Origin of the sequence: Streptomyces sp. NBC_01351, assembly GCF_036237315.1 — a bacterium.
Taxonomy (GTDB): domain Bacteria; phylum Actinomycetota; class Actinomycetes; order Streptomycetales; family Streptomycetaceae; genus Streptomyces.
This window is the reverse complement of record NZ_CP108356.1, coordinates 1,982,121-1,997,198: the sequence shown is the minus strand read 5'-3', so window position 1 is coordinate 1,997,198 and position 15,078 is coordinate 1,982,121. Positions and strand designations below refer to the sequence as shown.

12 protein-coding genes are annotated in these 15,078 nt (G+C 71.9%); 2 read left to right on the top strand and 10 right to left on the bottom strand.

Annotated features, from left to right (window positions below; all coding sequences use genetic code 11):
• The first annotated feature begins 11 nt into the window (after window positions 1-11).
• Window positions 12-1,673: a glycosyltransferase family 2 protein gene (locus OG625_RS08980; protein ID WP_329378096.1), complete on the top strand. Its 1,662-nt coding sequence runs from the start codon at window positions 12-14 to the stop codon at window positions 1,671-1,673.
• Here OG625_RS08980 and OG625_RS08975 read toward each other — a convergent pair.
• The 7 genes from OG625_RS08975 to OG625_RS08945 all read right to left on the bottom strand — a co-directional run bounded on the left by OG625_RS08975 (window position 1,664) and on the right by OG625_RS08945 (window position 10,335).
• A complete protein-coding gene (locus OG625_RS08975; protein WP_329378094.1) occupies window positions 1,664-2,725 on the bottom strand; it encodes a phage baseplate protein in 1,062 nt (353 codons plus the stop codon). The two genes, OG625_RS08980 and OG625_RS08975, sit on opposite strands and share 10 nt — an antisense overlap.
• 135 nt (window positions 2,726-2,860) lie before the next feature.
• Window positions 2,861-4,990 (bottom strand): 3-hydroxyacyl-CoA dehydrogenase NAD-binding domain-containing protein, encoded by a 2,130-nt coding sequence (locus tag OG625_RS08970; protein ID WP_329378092.1) that lies wholly within the window; start codon window positions 4,988-4,990, stop codon window positions 2,861-2,863.
• Window positions 4,987-6,213: a thiolase family protein gene (locus OG625_RS08965; RefSeq protein ID WP_329378090.1), complete on the bottom strand. Its 1,227-nt coding sequence runs from the start codon at window positions 6,211-6,213 to the stop codon at window positions 4,987-4,989. Before OG625_RS08965 ends, OG625_RS08970 begins: the two co-directional genes overlap by 4 nt.
• 177 nt (window positions 6,214-6,390) lie before the next feature.
• Window positions 6,391-7,152: a ferritin-like domain-containing protein gene (locus OG625_RS08960; RefSeq protein ID WP_329378088.1), complete on the bottom strand. Its 762-nt coding sequence runs from the start codon at window positions 7,150-7,152 to the stop codon at window positions 6,391-6,393.
• Between the two features lie 118 nt (window positions 7,153-7,270).
• A complete protein-coding gene (locus tag OG625_RS08955; protein WP_329378086.1) occupies window positions 7,271-8,554 on the bottom strand; it encodes a ribonuclease D in 1,284 nt (427 codons plus the stop codon).
• A gap of 147 nt (window positions 8,555-8,701) precedes the next feature.
• Window positions 8,702-9,364: a response regulator transcription factor gene (locus tag OG625_RS08950; RefSeq protein WP_030202492.1), complete on the bottom strand. Its 663-nt coding sequence runs from the start codon at window positions 9,362-9,364 to the stop codon at window positions 8,702-8,704.
• A 314-nt stretch (window positions 9,365-9,678) separates the two neighbouring features.
• Window positions 9,679-10,335: a DUF3000 domain-containing protein gene (locus OG625_RS08945; protein ID WP_329378081.1), complete on the bottom strand. Its 657-nt coding sequence runs from the start codon at window positions 10,333-10,335 to the stop codon at window positions 9,679-9,681.
• Window positions 10,336-10,426: 91 nt separating this feature from the next.
• On the opposite strand from OG625_RS08945, the gene hemE reads away from it, so the two are divergent.
• The gene (gene hemE, locus OG625_RS08940; protein WP_329378079.1) at window positions 10,427-11,494 is read left to right on the top strand and encodes a uroporphyrinogen decarboxylase; all 1,068 of its coding nucleotides are present in this window, start codon (window positions 10,427-10,429) and stop codon (window positions 11,492-11,494) included.
• Between the two features lie 36 nt (window positions 11,495-11,530).
• On the opposite strand, the gene OG625_RS08935 is transcribed toward hemE, so the two are convergent.
• From OG625_RS08935 to OG625_RS08925, 3 genes are all read right to left on the bottom strand, one after another.
• Window positions 11,531-12,508, bottom strand: coding sequence for a hypothetical protein (locus tag OG625_RS08935; RefSeq protein ID WP_329378077.1), 978 nt, complete (start codon window positions 12,506-12,508; stop codon window positions 11,531-11,533).
• 60 nt (window positions 12,509-12,568) lie between these two features.
• A complete protein-coding gene (locus OG625_RS08930) occupies window positions 12,569-13,951 on the bottom strand; it encodes an FAD-dependent oxidoreductase (RefSeq protein WP_329378075.1) in 1,383 nt (460 codons plus the stop codon).
• A 63-nt stretch (window positions 13,952-14,014) separates the two neighbouring features.
• Window positions 14,015-15,043 (bottom strand): DUF4349 domain-containing protein, encoded by a 1,029-nt coding sequence (locus OG625_RS08925; protein ID WP_329378073.1) that lies wholly within the window; start codon window positions 15,041-15,043, stop codon window positions 14,015-14,017.
• Window positions 15,044-15,078: the final 35 nt, after the last annotated feature.

The window sequence follows — 15,078 nt, the reverse complement described above, 5'->3', positions numbered from 1 at the left end:
AACGAAGTCTGGTGACCAGTTCCGTGAACGCCGCCCCCTCCCGCCACCCCAAGGAACAGCCCGACGTCAGCGTGATCGTCGACGCGGTGAACTCCGTGCACCAGATCGGCGCCTGCCTCGACTCGGTGCTGGCCCAGTGCGAGGAGGGGCTCCGCGTCGAGGTGCTCGCCTTCGACCGCGGATCCGGTGACGGTACCCGGGAGGTCCTCCGGCAGTGGGCCGCCCAGCACCCCTCGCTGGTCCGCTTCGCCGCGCTGCCTCCGTCCGAGTCCCCCGCAGAGGGGCGCAACCTCGGCATCGAACAGTCCACCGGGCGCCACCTGTTCTTCCTCAGCGGCACCGACCGGCTCGCGCCGGGTGCCCTCACCCGGATGGTGCACAGCGCCGACGAGCACGACGCGGACGTCGTGCTCGGCAAGGTGGAGGGCCTCGACGGGCAGAAGGTCGGCTCGTCCATGTTCGCCCGCGGTTCCGCCGACGCCGACGTCTTCGCCTCCCGCGTGTACTGGTCTCTGAGCACCGACAAACTGTTCCGCCGCACCCTCGTCGAGCGCTGTTCGCTGCGCTTCCCCGCCGACTGGCGGCTCGGCGAGGAGCAGGTCTTCACCGCCCTCGCCTACCTCTACGCGGACCGCGTCGCCGTCGTCGCCGACATGGTCTGCGTCCAGCAGGCCAAGCGGGTCGCGGGGATCAACGTCTCCGGGTACGCCGGCTCGCTCCCCGACCGGACGGCACTCGCCCGGCGGTTGACGGCGATGGTCGCCGAACGGGTCCAGCCGGGCCCCGCCCGCGACCACCTCATGGCGCGCCACTTCGAGATCGAGCTCGCCAAGGCCACCGGGACCGCCTACCGCGGCTGCGAGGACCCCGAGACGCGCTGGCGCGCGATGTCCGAATGCCGTGAGCTGCTGGAGGCGTACGCCACCCCGGCCGTGTTCCGGAAGCTGCCCCGCCCGCTCACGGTCCGCCTGGAGCTGATCCGGCAGGGCCGGTTCGCCGAGGCCGAGCGGCTGATCGCCTTCGAACTGGACAAGGAGAAGGCGGAGCTCCTCATCGAGGGGGGCCGGGTCTTCCGGCGGTTCCCCTTCTTCCGGGACCCCGAGGTCGGCCTGCCCGACGAGTTCTTCGAAGTGACCCACACCCTGCGGGCCAAGCACCGGCTGAACAAGCTGAACTGGACCGGCACCACGCTCAACCTCGTGGGCCACGGGTACATCGAGCAGCTCCCCACCCGGGCGCCGGGCGTCCAGGTGGTCCTCCGCGAGCGCAGGAGCGGGGACGAGCGCCGTTTCCGCGCGTACAGCACCCCCACACCGAAGCTGAACGCCGCCACCAGGGCGGAGCGCGGACTGGCGGGCTTCGAGGCGCGTCTCGACCTCTCGGCGGCCGACGGCCACCACCCGATCCCGCCCGGCCTGTGGGACGTGTTCCTGAACGTCCGCTACCAGGGCGTGGGCAAGGAGGTCCGGTTCGGCGGCGTGCGCGCCGAGTCCGTACAGGACGGCACCCGCCAGGGCGTCGTCGTGGGTCCGCCCGACGCGACCGGCCTGGAGACCGTGGCGCACCTCTACGCCACGAAGGCCGGCAACCTGACCGTCGAGGTCTCGTCCCGCCGCCCGCTGCCGGACACCGGCACCGCGCACATGACCCCGCACGTGCCCCGTCACATGTGACGGAACGAGTGCACCGTGAGCATCCGCTCGCCCGGGTCGCCCACGGCGAACCCCACGCACAGGCGCGGCTGGTCGGTCAGCCGGACCGCGAGGCCCTCGGGCTCCCGGTGCGAAAGCCCGCTCGCGGAGTGCACGCGCGCCCGGCCGGCCGGCTCCCCGGTCTTCAGGTCCATCGCGGACAGCCGCGCGTTGCCCTTGGAGGAGGGCGGGTTGCGGCCGTCCTCCTCGGTGTACGCGGTACCGGCCAGCTGGTAGACGTGGTCGCCGAACAGCGTGCAGCCCTGGAAGGTCTCCGAGCCCTTCCGGCCCACCTGCCGCACCGCCTGCAGCGGCTGGTACCGCCCGGCCGCGAACTCGTCCCTGCGGAACACGGCGTACCACTGCTGGGCGGGCTTGTGCGTGGTCCAGTACGACACCATGACCCGGTCGCCCGCCAAGTCCAGGACGGGCTGGTTCGCCGTGGACCCGGGGAAGGGGCGGTGGTGACGGACCGACGGGTCGTCGCTGTCGAGGGTGGTGCCCGCCTTGAAGGGAATCCGCGCCACGGCCCGGCCGTAGCCCGTCTCGGGATCGGCGTCCGACTCGGTCCACAGCCACACACCCTGGCGGTTCGGCTCGACCCCGAACGACACCCCGTGCCCGAAGCCGCGCAGGTACATGAACTGCGTCTCGTTCAGGCCGCCGCTCAGGGGGACCCGGGTGACGCACAGGTCTCCGTTGAGCGAGCGATCGGCGCTGGGCACCCGTGCGCGCTCACCGTCCAGCCACAGACCGCCCTGGACGAGCTGCACCGCGTACAGGTCCCCGCGGGTGTCGTCGAAGGCGAAGGACTGCACCACGGTGGTGTTCATGAGCGGGGTGGGGGGCAGCAGCTGCTCGTCGGTGCTCGCGTCGAAGACACCCACCACGGGCGAAGCGGACGACTCCGGCCAGGTGTCCTCTTCAGGGGTGCTGCCGGACAGCCGGCCGGACAGCAGACCGCCGGCCAGGGCGACTCCGGTGGCACCGCCGCCGATGAGGACGGCCCGGCGCGAGATGTTGATCTGAGCCACCGAGCGTTTCCCGCCTTGTTCTGTTCACTGCGCGGCCGTACACAAGACGAACATTCTTTCATGGAAGGACGGATGCCCGTCCGTGGAGGTTCCACGAACGGGCATCCGGATGCGCCGGTGTGAGGCGCCGATGGGCTAGGCGGGAACGCTCGCCAGGCCCGGGGCCAGGAACTTCTTGCCGTTCACGCGCTCCGAGACGCCCTCGCGGTCCAGGTACGGCGTGATGCCGCCCAGGTGGAAGGGCCAGCCGGCGCCCGTGATGAGGCAGAGGTCGATGTCCTGGGCCTCGGCCACGACACCCTCCTCCAGCATCAGGCCGATCTCCTGCGCCACCGCGTCCAGGACGCGGTCGCGGACCTGCTCCTCGGTCAGGACCGAGTCGCCCTGTACGAGGAGGGCGGCGACCTCGGGGTCCAGCTCCGGCTTGCCGGAATCGTAGACGTAGAAGCCGCGCTTGCCAGCCTTGACGACGGCAGCCAGGTTCGGGGAGACGGTGAAGCGCTCCGGGAAGGCGCGGTTCAGGGTCTCGGAGACGTGCAGACCGATCGCAGGTCCCACGAGCTCCAGGAGCACCAGCGGGGACATCGGCAGGCCGAGCGGCTCGATGGCCTTCTCCGCCGTGACCACCGGGGTGCCCTCGTCGATGACGTTCTGGATCTCGCCCATGAAGCGGGTCAGGATGCGGTTCACGACGAACGCCGGGGCGTCCTTGGTGAGGACCGCGGTCTTCTTCAGCTTCTTGGCGACACCGAAGGCCGTGGCCAGCGAGGCCTCGTCGGTCTGCTCACCGCGGACGATCTCCAGCAGCGGGAGGATCGCGACCGGGTTGAAGAAGTGGAAGCCGACCACGCGCTCCGGGTGCTGGAGCTTGGAAGCCATCTCCGACACCGACAGCGAGGAGGTGTTGGTGGCGAGGATCGCGTGCGCCGGGGCGACCGCCTCGACCTCCGCGAACACCTTCTGCTTGACGGACATCTCCTCGAACACGGCCTCGATGATGAAGTCCGCGTCCGCGAAGCCCTCGGCCTTGTCCAGGACGCCGGTCACCAGGGCGGTCAGGCGGTTGGCCTTGTCCTGGTTGATGCGGCCCTTGCCGAGCAGCTTCTGGATCTCGGCGTGGACGTAGCCCACGCCCTTGTCCACGCGCTCCTGGTCGATGTCGGTGAGGACCACCGGCACCTCCAGGCGGCGCAGGAACAGCAGCGCCAGCTGCGAGGCCATCAGGCCCGCGCCGACGACGCCGACCTTGGTGACCGGACGGGCCAGGGACTTGTCCGGGGCGCCGGCCGGGCGCTTGGCGCGCTTCTGGACCAGGTTGAAGGCGTAGATGCCCGAGCGCAGCTCGCCGCCCATGATGAGGTCGGCCAGGGCCGTGTCCTCGGCGTCGAAACCGGCCTGGAGGTCGCCGTCCTTGGCCGCGGCGATGATGTCCAGCGCGCGGTAGGCGGCCGGAGCGGCGCCGTGCACCTTGGAGTCCGCGATGAAGCGGCCCTTGGCGACGGCCGCGTCCCACGCGTCACCGCGGTCGATCTCGTCGCGGACGACCTCGGTGGTGCCGTTCAGGACGTTCGCCGTCCACAGGAGCGACTGCTCCAGGAAGTCGGCGCCCTCGAAGATCGCGTCGGCGATGCCGAGCTCGAAGACCTGCTTGCCCTTGAGCTGGCGGTTCTGGTTCAGCGAGTTCTCGATGATGACCGAGACCGCGCGCTCCGCGCCGATCAGGTTCGGGAGCAGGGCGCAGCCGCCCCAGCCCGGAACCAGGCCGAGGAAGACCTCGGGCAGCGAGAAGGCCGGGATGGCCTTGGAGACGGTGCGGTAGGTGCAGTGCAGACCGACCTCGACACCGCCGCCCATCGCCGCGCCGTTGTAGTAGGCGAAGGTCGGGACGGCCAGCGCCGCGAGGCGCTTGAAGACGTCGTGGCCGCCCTTGCCGATGGCGAGCGCCTCGTCGTGGTTCTTCAGCAGCTCGACACCCTTGAGGTCGGCGCCGACCGCGAAGATGAACGGCTTGCCGGTGATGCCCGCGCCGACGATGGAGCCGGCGATGGCCTCCTGCTCGACCTGGTCGATCGCCGCGTTCAGGTTGGCGAGGGACTGCGGGCCGAAGGTGGTCGGCTTGGTGTGGTCGAAGCCGTTGTCCAGCGTGACGAGCGCGAAGCGCCCGGCGCCGAACGGCAGGTCCAGGTGACGGACGTGCGCGGACGTGACGACCTCGTCCGGGAACAGCTCGGCCGCGCCCTTCAGGAGCTCAGCGGTGGTGCTCACTTGGAGTCTCCCTCGGCGTTGAAGTTCGGGTTCTCCCAGATGACCGTGGCGCCCATGCCGAAGCCGACGCACATGGTGGTCAGGCCGTAGCGGACGTGCGGCTGCTCCTCGAACTGGCGGGCCAGCTGCGTCATCAGACGGACGCCGGAGGAGGCCAGCGGGTGACCGAAGGCGATCGCGCCGCCGTACTGGTTCACGCGGGCGTCGTCGTCGGCGATGCCGTAGTGCTCCAGGAAGGCCAGCACCTGCACGGCGAAGGCCTCGTTGACCTCGAAGAGGCCGATGTCCTCGATCGTCAGGCCGGCCTGGGCCAGGGCCTTCTCGGTGGCCGGGATCGGGCCGTAGCCCATGACCTCCGGCTCGACACCCGCGAAGGAGTACGAGACCAGGCGCATCTTGACCGGGAGGTTGTTCTCCCGGGCGAAGTCCTCGGAGGCGATGATCGCGGCGGTGGCACCGTCGTTGAGACCGGCGGCGTTGCCCGCGGTCACGTTGCCGTGCACCCGGAACGGGGTCTTCAGGCTGGCCAGGTTCTCCAGCGTGGTGCCCGGGCGCATCGGCTCGTCGGTGGTGACCAGGCCCCAGCCCGTCTCACCGGCCGCCTCGTTGGTGTTGCGCACCGAGATCGGGACCAGGTCCTGCTGGATCTTGCCGTCGGCGTACGCCTTGGCGGCCTTCTCCTGCGAGCGCACGGCGTACTCGTCGGCGCGGAGCTTGGTGATCGTCGGGTACCGGTCGTGCAGGTTCTCGGCGGTCATGCCCATGAACAGGGCGGACTCGTCGACCAGCTTCTCGGAGACGAAGCGCGGGTTCGGGTCCACGCCCTCGCCCATGGGGTGGCGGCCCATGTGCTCGACACCGCCGGCGAGGGCGACGTCGTACGCACCGAAGGCCACGCCGCCCGCGACGGCGGTCACGGCGGTCAGCGCGCCGGCGCACATGCGGTCGATGGAGTAGCCCGGGACGGACTGCGGGAGGCCCGCGAGGATGCCGGCCGTGCGGCCCAGCGTCAGGCCCTGGTCGCCGATCTGAGTGGTCGCGGCGATGGCGACCTCGTCGATCTTCGCGGGGTCCAGGTCCGGGTTGCGGCGCAGCAGCTCCCGGATCGCCTTGACGACGAGATCGTCGGCGCGGGTCCCGTTGTAGATGCCCTTCGGGCCCGCCTTGCCGAACGGGGTGCGGACGCCGTCGACGAAGACGACGTCCCTGACGGTACGAGGCACGTTGGCTCTCCTCCAGGTGCGGGTGTGCACTGCTGCGCGGGGGCATGCTCGGCCGGTGGCTGAGCGCCCGCTCACCCGGCCATGCTACTTGCCGGTAACCGGCGTGCACACCCCCTCCCGGAGGAGCGGCGAAGGTCACACTCCCGCGCGGGAGCTCCGCCCCCGCCGCCCCGCGCCTCAAACGCCGGCGGGGCTGGACTCGGCAGGGGAAGAAGCAGGGGAAGGGGCAGGGGCGGTGGCGGTGGACATCGCCCTGGCGAGGGGACCGGAAGAGCGGATCACGTCCGCGGTGAACCGGCGGCGCCGGACGCCTAGGTGGCGCAGCGCCGGGCCGTGGTCCACGGCGACGACCACGGCCGCGCCCGCGAGCAGGACCTGCCAGATCAGGGTGGCGGCCCGGCGGGCCGTCGCCGGAAGGGGCGCCAGCGCCTCGCGCAGCCGCCGGCAGTGGAAGGGGACGTGGCGCTCCTCATCCGCGAGGATCCGCCCCGCCACCTGCGCCGCCAGAGGGTCGGGGGCTCCGTCGCGCACCGCCCGGTAGTATCCGAGGGCCACGGCCTCCGCCACCATCAGCACCAGCAGTTCCACTCGCAGTCCCAGCAGCCTGCGCAGCCGTACGAATGCCGCGTCGCTCCAGTGGCCGTCCAGGGTCCGGGCCCCGCCCGCCGCAAGGAGCAGCGCCAGCATCCGGGCGTGGTTCTGCTCCTCGGCCACGAACAGCCGTACGGCCTCCGTGTAGACCGGATCCCCGGCCCGCTCGGCCTTGCCGATCAGGGCCGAGCCGTCCCCGTCCTCGCCGACCTGGAACCGCTGCAGGCTCCGCACGAGCGCCGGATCGAGCTCGGACCCCCGATCCCACTCTGGATCCCCGACCGCCGCGCGGCGCTCCCGCTCGGCCTCGAAGGTGCGTACCCATGCCTCGTACCCCTCGTTGATCATGTTCAAAAAGCTAGCGCGGTTTGAGCGTGTTCAAAAGTGGCTGCGGACACCTGTTGCGGAACCGGGACGGAAAGAGCCCCCGGCCGGTGGGGCCGGGGGCTCTCTTGGAAACGGTGCGTCAGGCGGTCTCGGCCAGGGCCGTGACCAGGGCCGCGGTCACCTGCTCGATCTGCCACGGGCGGGCGCCGTAGCCCGCCAGGGCCTCGGCCACCGCGTCCGCTTCGAGCCGCTGCGGCGGCTCCCAGCACAGCCGGCGAACGGTGTCCGGGGTGATCAGGTTCTCCTGGGGCAGGTTCAGCCCCTCCGCGAGCGCCGAGACGGCCGTGCGGGCGGCCGCCAGCCGGGCCGCCGCCGCCGGGTCCTTGTCCGCCCAGGAACGCGGCGGCGGGGGACCGGCCGGGCTCGCACCCGGCTGCGGCAGCTCGTTCTCGGGCAGCGCCTTCGCCCGGTCCACGGCGGCCATCCACTGCTCCAGCTGGCGCCGGCCCATCCGCTGGCCGTAGCCGGGCAGGGTCGATAGCGCCTGCGCGTTCAGCGGCAGCGCCAGCGCCGCCTCGACGATCGCGGCGTCTCCCAGCACCTTGCCGGGGGACACGTCACGCCGCTGCGCGATCCGGTCGCGGGACTCCCACAGCTCCCGTACGACCGCCATCTGCCGACGCCGCCGCACCTTGTGCATGCCCGAGGTGCGCCGCCACGGGTCCTTGCGGGGCGGCGCGGGCGGGGCCGCGGCGATGGCCTCGAACTCCTGGTGGGCCCACTCCAGCTTGCCCTGCCGGTCCAGCTCCTTCTCCAGCGCGTCCCGCAGGTCCACCAGCAGCTCCACGTCCAGGGCGGCGTAGCGCAGCCACGGCTCCGGAAGCGGGCGGGTGGACCAGTCGACGGCGGAGTGGCCCTTCTCCAGCGCGTAGCCGAGCACGCTCTCGACCATGGCGCCCAGCCCGACCCGGGGGAAGCCGGCCAGTCGCCCGGCCAGCTCCGTGTCGAAGAGCGAGGTCGGCACCATGCCTATTTCGCGCAGGCAGGGCAGGTCCTGGGTGGCGGCGTGCAGGATCCACTCGGTGCCGGACAGGGCCTCGCCCAGCGCGGAGAGGTCGGGGCAGCCCACCGGGTCGATCAGTGCGGAGCCGGCGCCCTCGCGGCGCAGCTGCACCAGGTAGGCGCGCTGGCCGTAGCGGTATCCGGAGGCGCGCTCGGCGTCGACGGCGACGGGGCCGGTGCCGGCGGCGAAGGCCGCTACCACCCGGGCGAGGGCGTCGGCGTCGGCGACCACCGGAGGGATCCCCTCGCGGGGCTCCAGCAAAGGAATCGGCGGCCCATCGGACGAACTGGCTACGTCGTCCGGGGGGCCGCCCCCGGTGGTGGTGCGCAGGTCTGCTGCGGTCTCTTGGGCGTCGGTCACCGCTCAAGGGTATCCGTGGATGCGAAGCGCCCGTCGCCGGAACGTTCCGTCGACGGGCGCGATCAGTATGCGGGGAGTTTGCGGGGAGTCTGCCGGGGGGCTCCCGGCCATCCATCCAGGCTATTCGGGGGCCCCGGCCGCCGGTGCTCAGTGGATGATCCCGGTCCGGAGTGCGACGGCGACCATCCCGGCCCGGTCGCCGGTGCCCAGCTTGCGGGCGATCCGGGCGAGGTGGGACTTGACGGTCAGGGCGGACAGGCCCATCGAGACGCCGATGGCCTTGTTGGACTGGCCCTCCGCGACGAGGCGCAGGACCTCGACCTCGCGGCCGGAGAGCTCGCGGTAGCCGCCCGGGTGGCTCGGGGCACCCGGGGGGCGGCGGTGCATACGGGCCGCGGCGGAGCCGATGGGGGCGGCGCCGGGCCGGGTGGGGAGCCCGATGTTGGTCCGCGTACCGGTGACGACGTAGCCCTTCACTCCGCCCGCGAGGGCGTTGCGCACGGCACCGATGTCGTCGGCGGCGGACAGGGCCAGGCCGTTGGGCCAACCGGCGGCGCGGGTCTCGGACAGCAGGGTGAGACCGGAACCGTCGGGCAGGTGTACGTCGGCCACGCAGATGTCGCGCGGGCTGCCGACGCGGGGGCGGGCCTCCGCGATGGACGAAGCCTCGATCACGTCACGTACTCCGAGGGCCCACAGATGGCGGGTCACGGTGGAACGGACGCGCGGGTCGGCCACGACGACCATGGCCGTCGGCTTGTTCGGGCGGTAGGCGACCAGGCTTGCGGGCTGCTCGAGAAGAACGGACACCTAGGCCTCCTGGGGGAGTGGCGGGACGGCCGGCTCGGGGAAGGAAGCCGGTGCGAACCGTGCGGATGGTCACTGACTCCTTCGGCACGTCACCCGCCCGGCTTTAGGGAATGATCACGATTTGGTGAGTAACAATTCGGGCAATTCGGACGCACGATCGATCATAGGGTGATCAGAAGCCCACAACGGACGCCGCGTTCACGACACTCCTCCCCCAGCTACCGCTGGGAGGTACCCCCAGGGCTTCGACCTACTGTTCCCCGTCCCCGCGCACGTCCGTACGGCGCTGTTCGCGCGTCCGTACGGCCCCGTCGCTACGGGTGGTGCGGACCGCGGCGCTGTGGCAGGGAGACCACTCCCGTGACCGTGTCCGTCGGCCCCACCGGCGGCAGCCCCGCGATCTGGCAGAGCAGCTCGCACCACGCCGACAGGTGCGCCGAGGTGTCCGGCACCCCGCCCACCCCCTCGCGGGGCGTCCACGAGGCCCTGATCTCGATCTGTGTCGCCGGACGCCGCTCCGCGAGCCCGCCGAAGTAGTGCGAGCTCGCCATGGTCACCGTGCCGCTCGCCTCCCCGTACGTCAGCCCGCGCGCGTCCAGCGCCCCCGTCAGCCAGGACCAGCACACCTCCGGGAGGAGCGGGTCCGCTGCCATCTCCGGCTCCAGTTCCGCCCGTACGAGCGTCACCAGCCGGAAGGTTCCCTGCCAGGCGTCGTGCCCGGCCGGGTCGTGGAGCAGGATGAGCCGGCCGTCGGCCAGATCGTCCTCCCCGTCCACGACCGCCGCCTCCAGCGCATAGGCGTACGGTGCCAGTCTCTGCGGCGGCTTGGTGGGATCGATCTCGATCCCCGTACGCAGCCTCGCCTTCTTCAAGCCGTCGACCGCCCGCCGGAACGGGAGCGGGACGGAGCTCTCCTTCGCGCTGTCCGTACCGTCAGCGCCATCTGAAAATCGTCCCTGAGCCGCAGCCATGCCGGGAAGACTAGGCGGAACGAGCGCCCGTACGGCGCAGCCACACCCGTGCCGGGCCGGGCACTTCTTCATACGTGCGAAGATTTGGGTCGTGAGCGCCAACGACATCCGCCCCACGGGCCAGCCGAGTCAGACGTACGATTCCGCCTTCCTGAAGGCGTGCCGGCGGGAGCCGGTGCCGCACACCCCGGTGTGGTTCATGCGGCAGGCGGGGCGCTCGCTGCCGGAGTACCGCAAGCTGCGCGAGGGCACGCAGATGCTGGAGTCGTGCATGCGCCCCGACCTGGTCACCGAGATCACCCTGCAGCCGGTGCGGCGCCACAACGTCGACGCGGCGATCTTCTTCTCCGACATCGTGGTCCCGCTGAAGGCCATCGGCGTCGACCTGGACATCAAGCCGGGCATCGGCCCGGTCGTCGCCCAGCCGATCCGCCGCCGCGAGGACCTCGCACAGCTGCGCGACCTCACTCCGGAGGACGTCTCGTACGTCACCGAGGCGATCGGCATGCTCACGGGTGAACTGGGCTCCACGCCGTTGATCGGTTTCGCGGGCGCGCCTTTCACCCTCGCGAGCTACCTCGTCGAGGGCGGTCCGTCCAAGAACCACGAGCACACCAAGGCCCTGATGTACGGGGACCCGCAGTTGTGGGCGGACCTGCTGGACCGCCTCGCCGAGATCACCTCGTCCTTCCTCAAGGTCCAGATCGAGGCCGGCGCCTCCGCGATCCAGCTCTTCGACTCCTGGGTCGGCGCGCTCGCCCCGGCGGACTACCGCCGCTCGGTGATGCCGGCGTCGGCGAAGGTCCTGGAGTCCGTCGCCTCGTACGGAGTCCCGCGCATCCACTTCGGCGTGGGCACGGGCGAGCTCCTCGGCCTGATGGGCGAGGCCGGCGCGGACGTCATGGGCGTCGACTACCGGGTCTCGCTGGACGAAGCCGTGCGTCGCGTCGGACCGGGCAAGGCGCTCCAGGGCAACCTGGACCCGGCCGTCCTCTTCTCCACCACGGAGGCCGTCGAGGCCAAGACGGACGAGGTCCTCGCGGCCGCGGCCGGCCTGGAGGGCCACGTCTTCAACCTGGGCCACGGAGTCCTGCCGACGACCGACCCGGAAGCCCTGACCCGCCTGGTGGACTACGTCCACACCAAGACGGCCCGCTGAGCCGAAGCGTTCCGTACGGTCGCCGCGTCCCGGGGATCACCTCGGGGCGACGGCTCCCGAATCCGGCGACTGCTGGAGCCCGGACGCGTCGACCGCTTCGAAGTCCGATCCCTTGAAGTCCTTGAGCCCGTCGAGCTGGGAGTTGTCCCAGCCGGGGTGCTCCTCGCCGGAGATGAACCAGGCCGAGCCGTTGTCCGCGACGATGGCGCCGTACTTCTTGAGCGCCTCGGCCACGGCCTTCGCCTGCGGCGCCAGCTCCGAGGTGTCCACCGAGCCCTTGAGCCGCAGCCGCAGCCCCATCGGGGGCAGTGACTCGTCCGCCGCGGCGCCCGCTTGGTGCCGCGCCGGCCAGACGTAGCTCTGGTCCGAGCGGGGCACGGTGATGCGGATGGCGTGGTCGATCCGCCCGGCCGCCGCCTCCTCGTAGCGCACCAGGCCCGGGAGGATGGCCAGGCCGGCGGCATCGGCCGAGGTCCACCCGTCGGGGCGCAGGTCGTTCGACCGCAGATCGAAGATCGCGCCCGAACCGGCGTGCCAGGCGTCGACGTCCTCCTGCTGCGCGTCGAAGAGCTCGTAGGCCTTGCACAGGTCGCGGTCCCAGACGATGACGTGCCGGTCCCCGTCGCTCGCCGGTCCGTTCTCGATCCTGGCGTCCCGCGGGATCCGGTACCCGGACGTCTCGCTCTCCTCGGGGTAGTCCAGGGTGACCTTCGTTTCCGGAACCGGCGAGTCCGAGACGGTGACCGGAATGCCGAAGGGCTGACCCCTGCTGAGGCCCGACCCGAAGTCCGGGTGCAGGGGATCCGCGGCCCCGATCGAGGAGACGTACCGGGCGGAGGACGGGTGCACGGGCAGCGTGTCCACGGGGGCACGCCAGAAACTGTCCGGCAGTGAGGTCACGCACGGGTCGTCCCCCGGCGCGGCGGGAGCGGCGAGCGCCGGCCCTGTGACCAGGCACGCGGCGGTGAGGGCGGCGGCAGCGGCGAAGGCGGGGATCCCCTTGCGTCGGGGCAATGACGTCACCTCATCCGAAACGTCCCCGAGGCGGAGGTCCCTTCCAGCGTAGGCGCGGCACTAGACCCCCGCCGCCCGCACCGCAGTGACCGCCTTGCGGGCGGCGACCAGGATGGGGTCCCAGACCGGGGAGAACGGGGGCGCGTAGCCCAGGTCAAGCGAGACCACCTGTTCCACCGTCATCCCGGCGGTGAGGGCGACCGCCGCGATGTCGACCCGTTTCGCGGAGCCCGCGCCGCCGACGATCTGGACGCCCAGGAGCCGGCCCGTGCGGCGTTCCGCCAGCATCTTGACCGTCATCTCCGTCGCGCCCGGGTAGTAGCCCGCCGTGTTGGTCGAGGTGATCGTGGCCGTCACGAACCGCAGTCCCGCCTCCAGCGCGTCCCGCTCGCGCAGCCCCGTACGGGCGATCTCCAGGTCGCAGACCTTGCTCACCGCCGTACCGACGACGCCCGGGAACGTGGCGTAGCCGCCGCCGACGCCCGAGCCGATGACCTGGCCGTGCTTGTTCGCGTGCGTGCCCAGCGGGATGTGCCGGGTGCGGCCCGCGACCAGGTCCAGGACCTCCACGCAGTCCCCGCCCGCCCAGATGTCCTCGTGGCCCCGGACCCGCATCGAGAGGTCCGTGAGGATGCCGCCCGAGGGGCCGAGGGGGAGGCCGGCGGCGCGGGCGAGGGCCGTGCGGGGCTCCACGCCGATGCCGAGGACGACCACGTCCGCCTCGTACTCCTCGCCCGCCGCCGTGGCCACCGCGCGGGCCCGGCCCTCCTCGTCGGTGAGGATCTTGGTCACCTCGGCGCGGGAGACCGTACGGATCCCCATGCCGTTCATCGCGCTGTGCACCAGGCCGCCCATGTCCGGGTCCAGGGTGGCCATCGGCTGCTCCCCGCGGTGCAGGACGGTGACCTCGTAGCCCCGCCCGACCAGGGCCTCCGCCATCTCCACGCCGATGTAGCCCGCGCCGACGACGACCGCCCGGCGGCCCTCCGTACGTTCCAGAGTGGTCATGAGGCGCTGGCCGTCGTCCAGGGTCTGGATGCCGTGGACCCCGTGCGCGCCGATGCCGGGGAGCCGCGGGCGGACCGGGCGGGCGCCCGTCGCCAGGACGAGCTTGTCGTAGCCCGTCCAGGATTCGGATCCGGTGTCCAGATCCCGGGCGCGCACCCGCGATCCGGCGAGGTCCAGCTCCACGACCTCCGTGCGGGTGCGCAGGTCGATGTCCCGGGCGCGGTGCTCCTCGGGTGTGCGGGCGATCAGGTCGTCCCGCTCGGCCACCTGGCCGCCGATCCAGTACGGGATCCCGCACGCGGAGTACGAGGTGAAGTGCCCGCGCTCGAAGGCGACGATCTCCAGCTCCGCCGGGCCCTTGAGCCGGCGGGCCTGTGACGCGGCGGACATCCCCGCCGCGTCACCGCCGACCACCACCAGTCGTTCCGTCCCCATGGTTCCTACCGCCCCTTCAGCGCCGCTCACCGGATGGTGAACACGCTACGGGCGAACGCGCGTTCAGTCCTGGACGTCGGCTCCGGTTTCGGAAGTCCCCGCCGGGCGGGCCGCCGGCACCGGGACCCGCTCCGGGGCCGCCTCCGGGGCGGCCGTCGGCGCCGGTGCCTGCTTCGGCGCGGCCGGGCGCAGTCGCCGGTAGAACCGGAACCCGAGCCCCAGCACCGCGGCCACCGCCGCGAACGGGAGCAGCGCGCCGATCGCCACCATCAGGTAGCGCACGATCTTCGTGAAGACGTCCCAGCCGCCCTGCAGGGCGCCCAGGAAGGTGGGTTCCTTCTCCTTCTTCTTCTCCACGACCTGCTTCTCGGCAGGCTCGGAGACCTCCAGGGTGATCGTGCCCAGCGAGGTCTGGTCCTTCAGCGCCGTCTGCTGCGCGAGCAGCGACTCCAGGTCCGACTGGCGCCGGCTCAGCTCGCTCTCCAGCATCACCACCTCGCTCAGCGCCGAGGCCTTGCCCATCATCTCCCGCACCCGCGCCACACTGGCCTGCTGCGAGGCGACCCGGCTGCCGATGTCGGCCACCTTCTCGGTGACGTCCTGCGCCTCGACCTTGCGGTGCAGGAGCTTTCCGCTCCCCTCCAGCGCGCCCAGCACCGCGTCGTACCGCTCGCCGGGCACCCGCAGGGTCACGGTGGACGTCATCCGGCCGTCCCCGCCGCGCCGGGTGGACTCGTTGCCCACGTAGCCGCCCGCGCCGTCCGCCGCGGTGCGGGCCGCCGCGAGGGTCTTCTGGGCGTCCGCCGTCTCGATGCCGAGCGTCGCCGTACGGATGACGTTCGGGCGGACCGCGACGGGCGGCTGCTGTCCGTTCTTGTCGGCCGGCTGCGGCGCCGCCGCGGAGGCACCGGCCTTGCCCTGGGCCGGCGCCGGCGCCTGGGTCGCACCCTCCTGCGGCGCGACGGCGGCCTTGTCGGCGGTGGCCGACGTACCGCTGTCCGCGCCGGAGCCGCAGCCGGTCAGCGCGAGCGCCCCGGCGAGGGAGAGGGCGGCCAGGGCCGCCGCGGAACGGTGTCTCTGCAGAGTGCTCATCGTGTAAATCCCCGAGGTTCGGCTGGTGTTGCCGT

What these genes read in the sequence shown, in the direction of transcription:
- OG625_RS08925 (WP_329378073.1), bottom strand. Translation starts at nt 15,043, where the DNA reads ATGAGCACTCTGCAGAGACACCGTTCCGCGGCGGCCCTGGCCGCCCTC.
- OG625_RS08960 (WP_329378088.1), bottom strand. Translation starts at nt 7,152, where the DNA reads ATGATCAACGAGGGGTACGAGGCATGGGTACGCACCTTCGAGGCCGAG.
- OG625_RS08930 (WP_329378075.1), bottom strand. Translation starts at nt 13,951, where the DNA reads ATGGGGACGGAACGACTGGTGGTGGTCGGCGGTGACGCGGCGGGGATG.
- OG625_RS08945 (WP_329378081.1), bottom strand. Translation starts at nt 10,335, where the DNA reads ATGGCTGCGGCTCAGGGACGATTTTCAGATGGCGCTGACGGTACGGAC.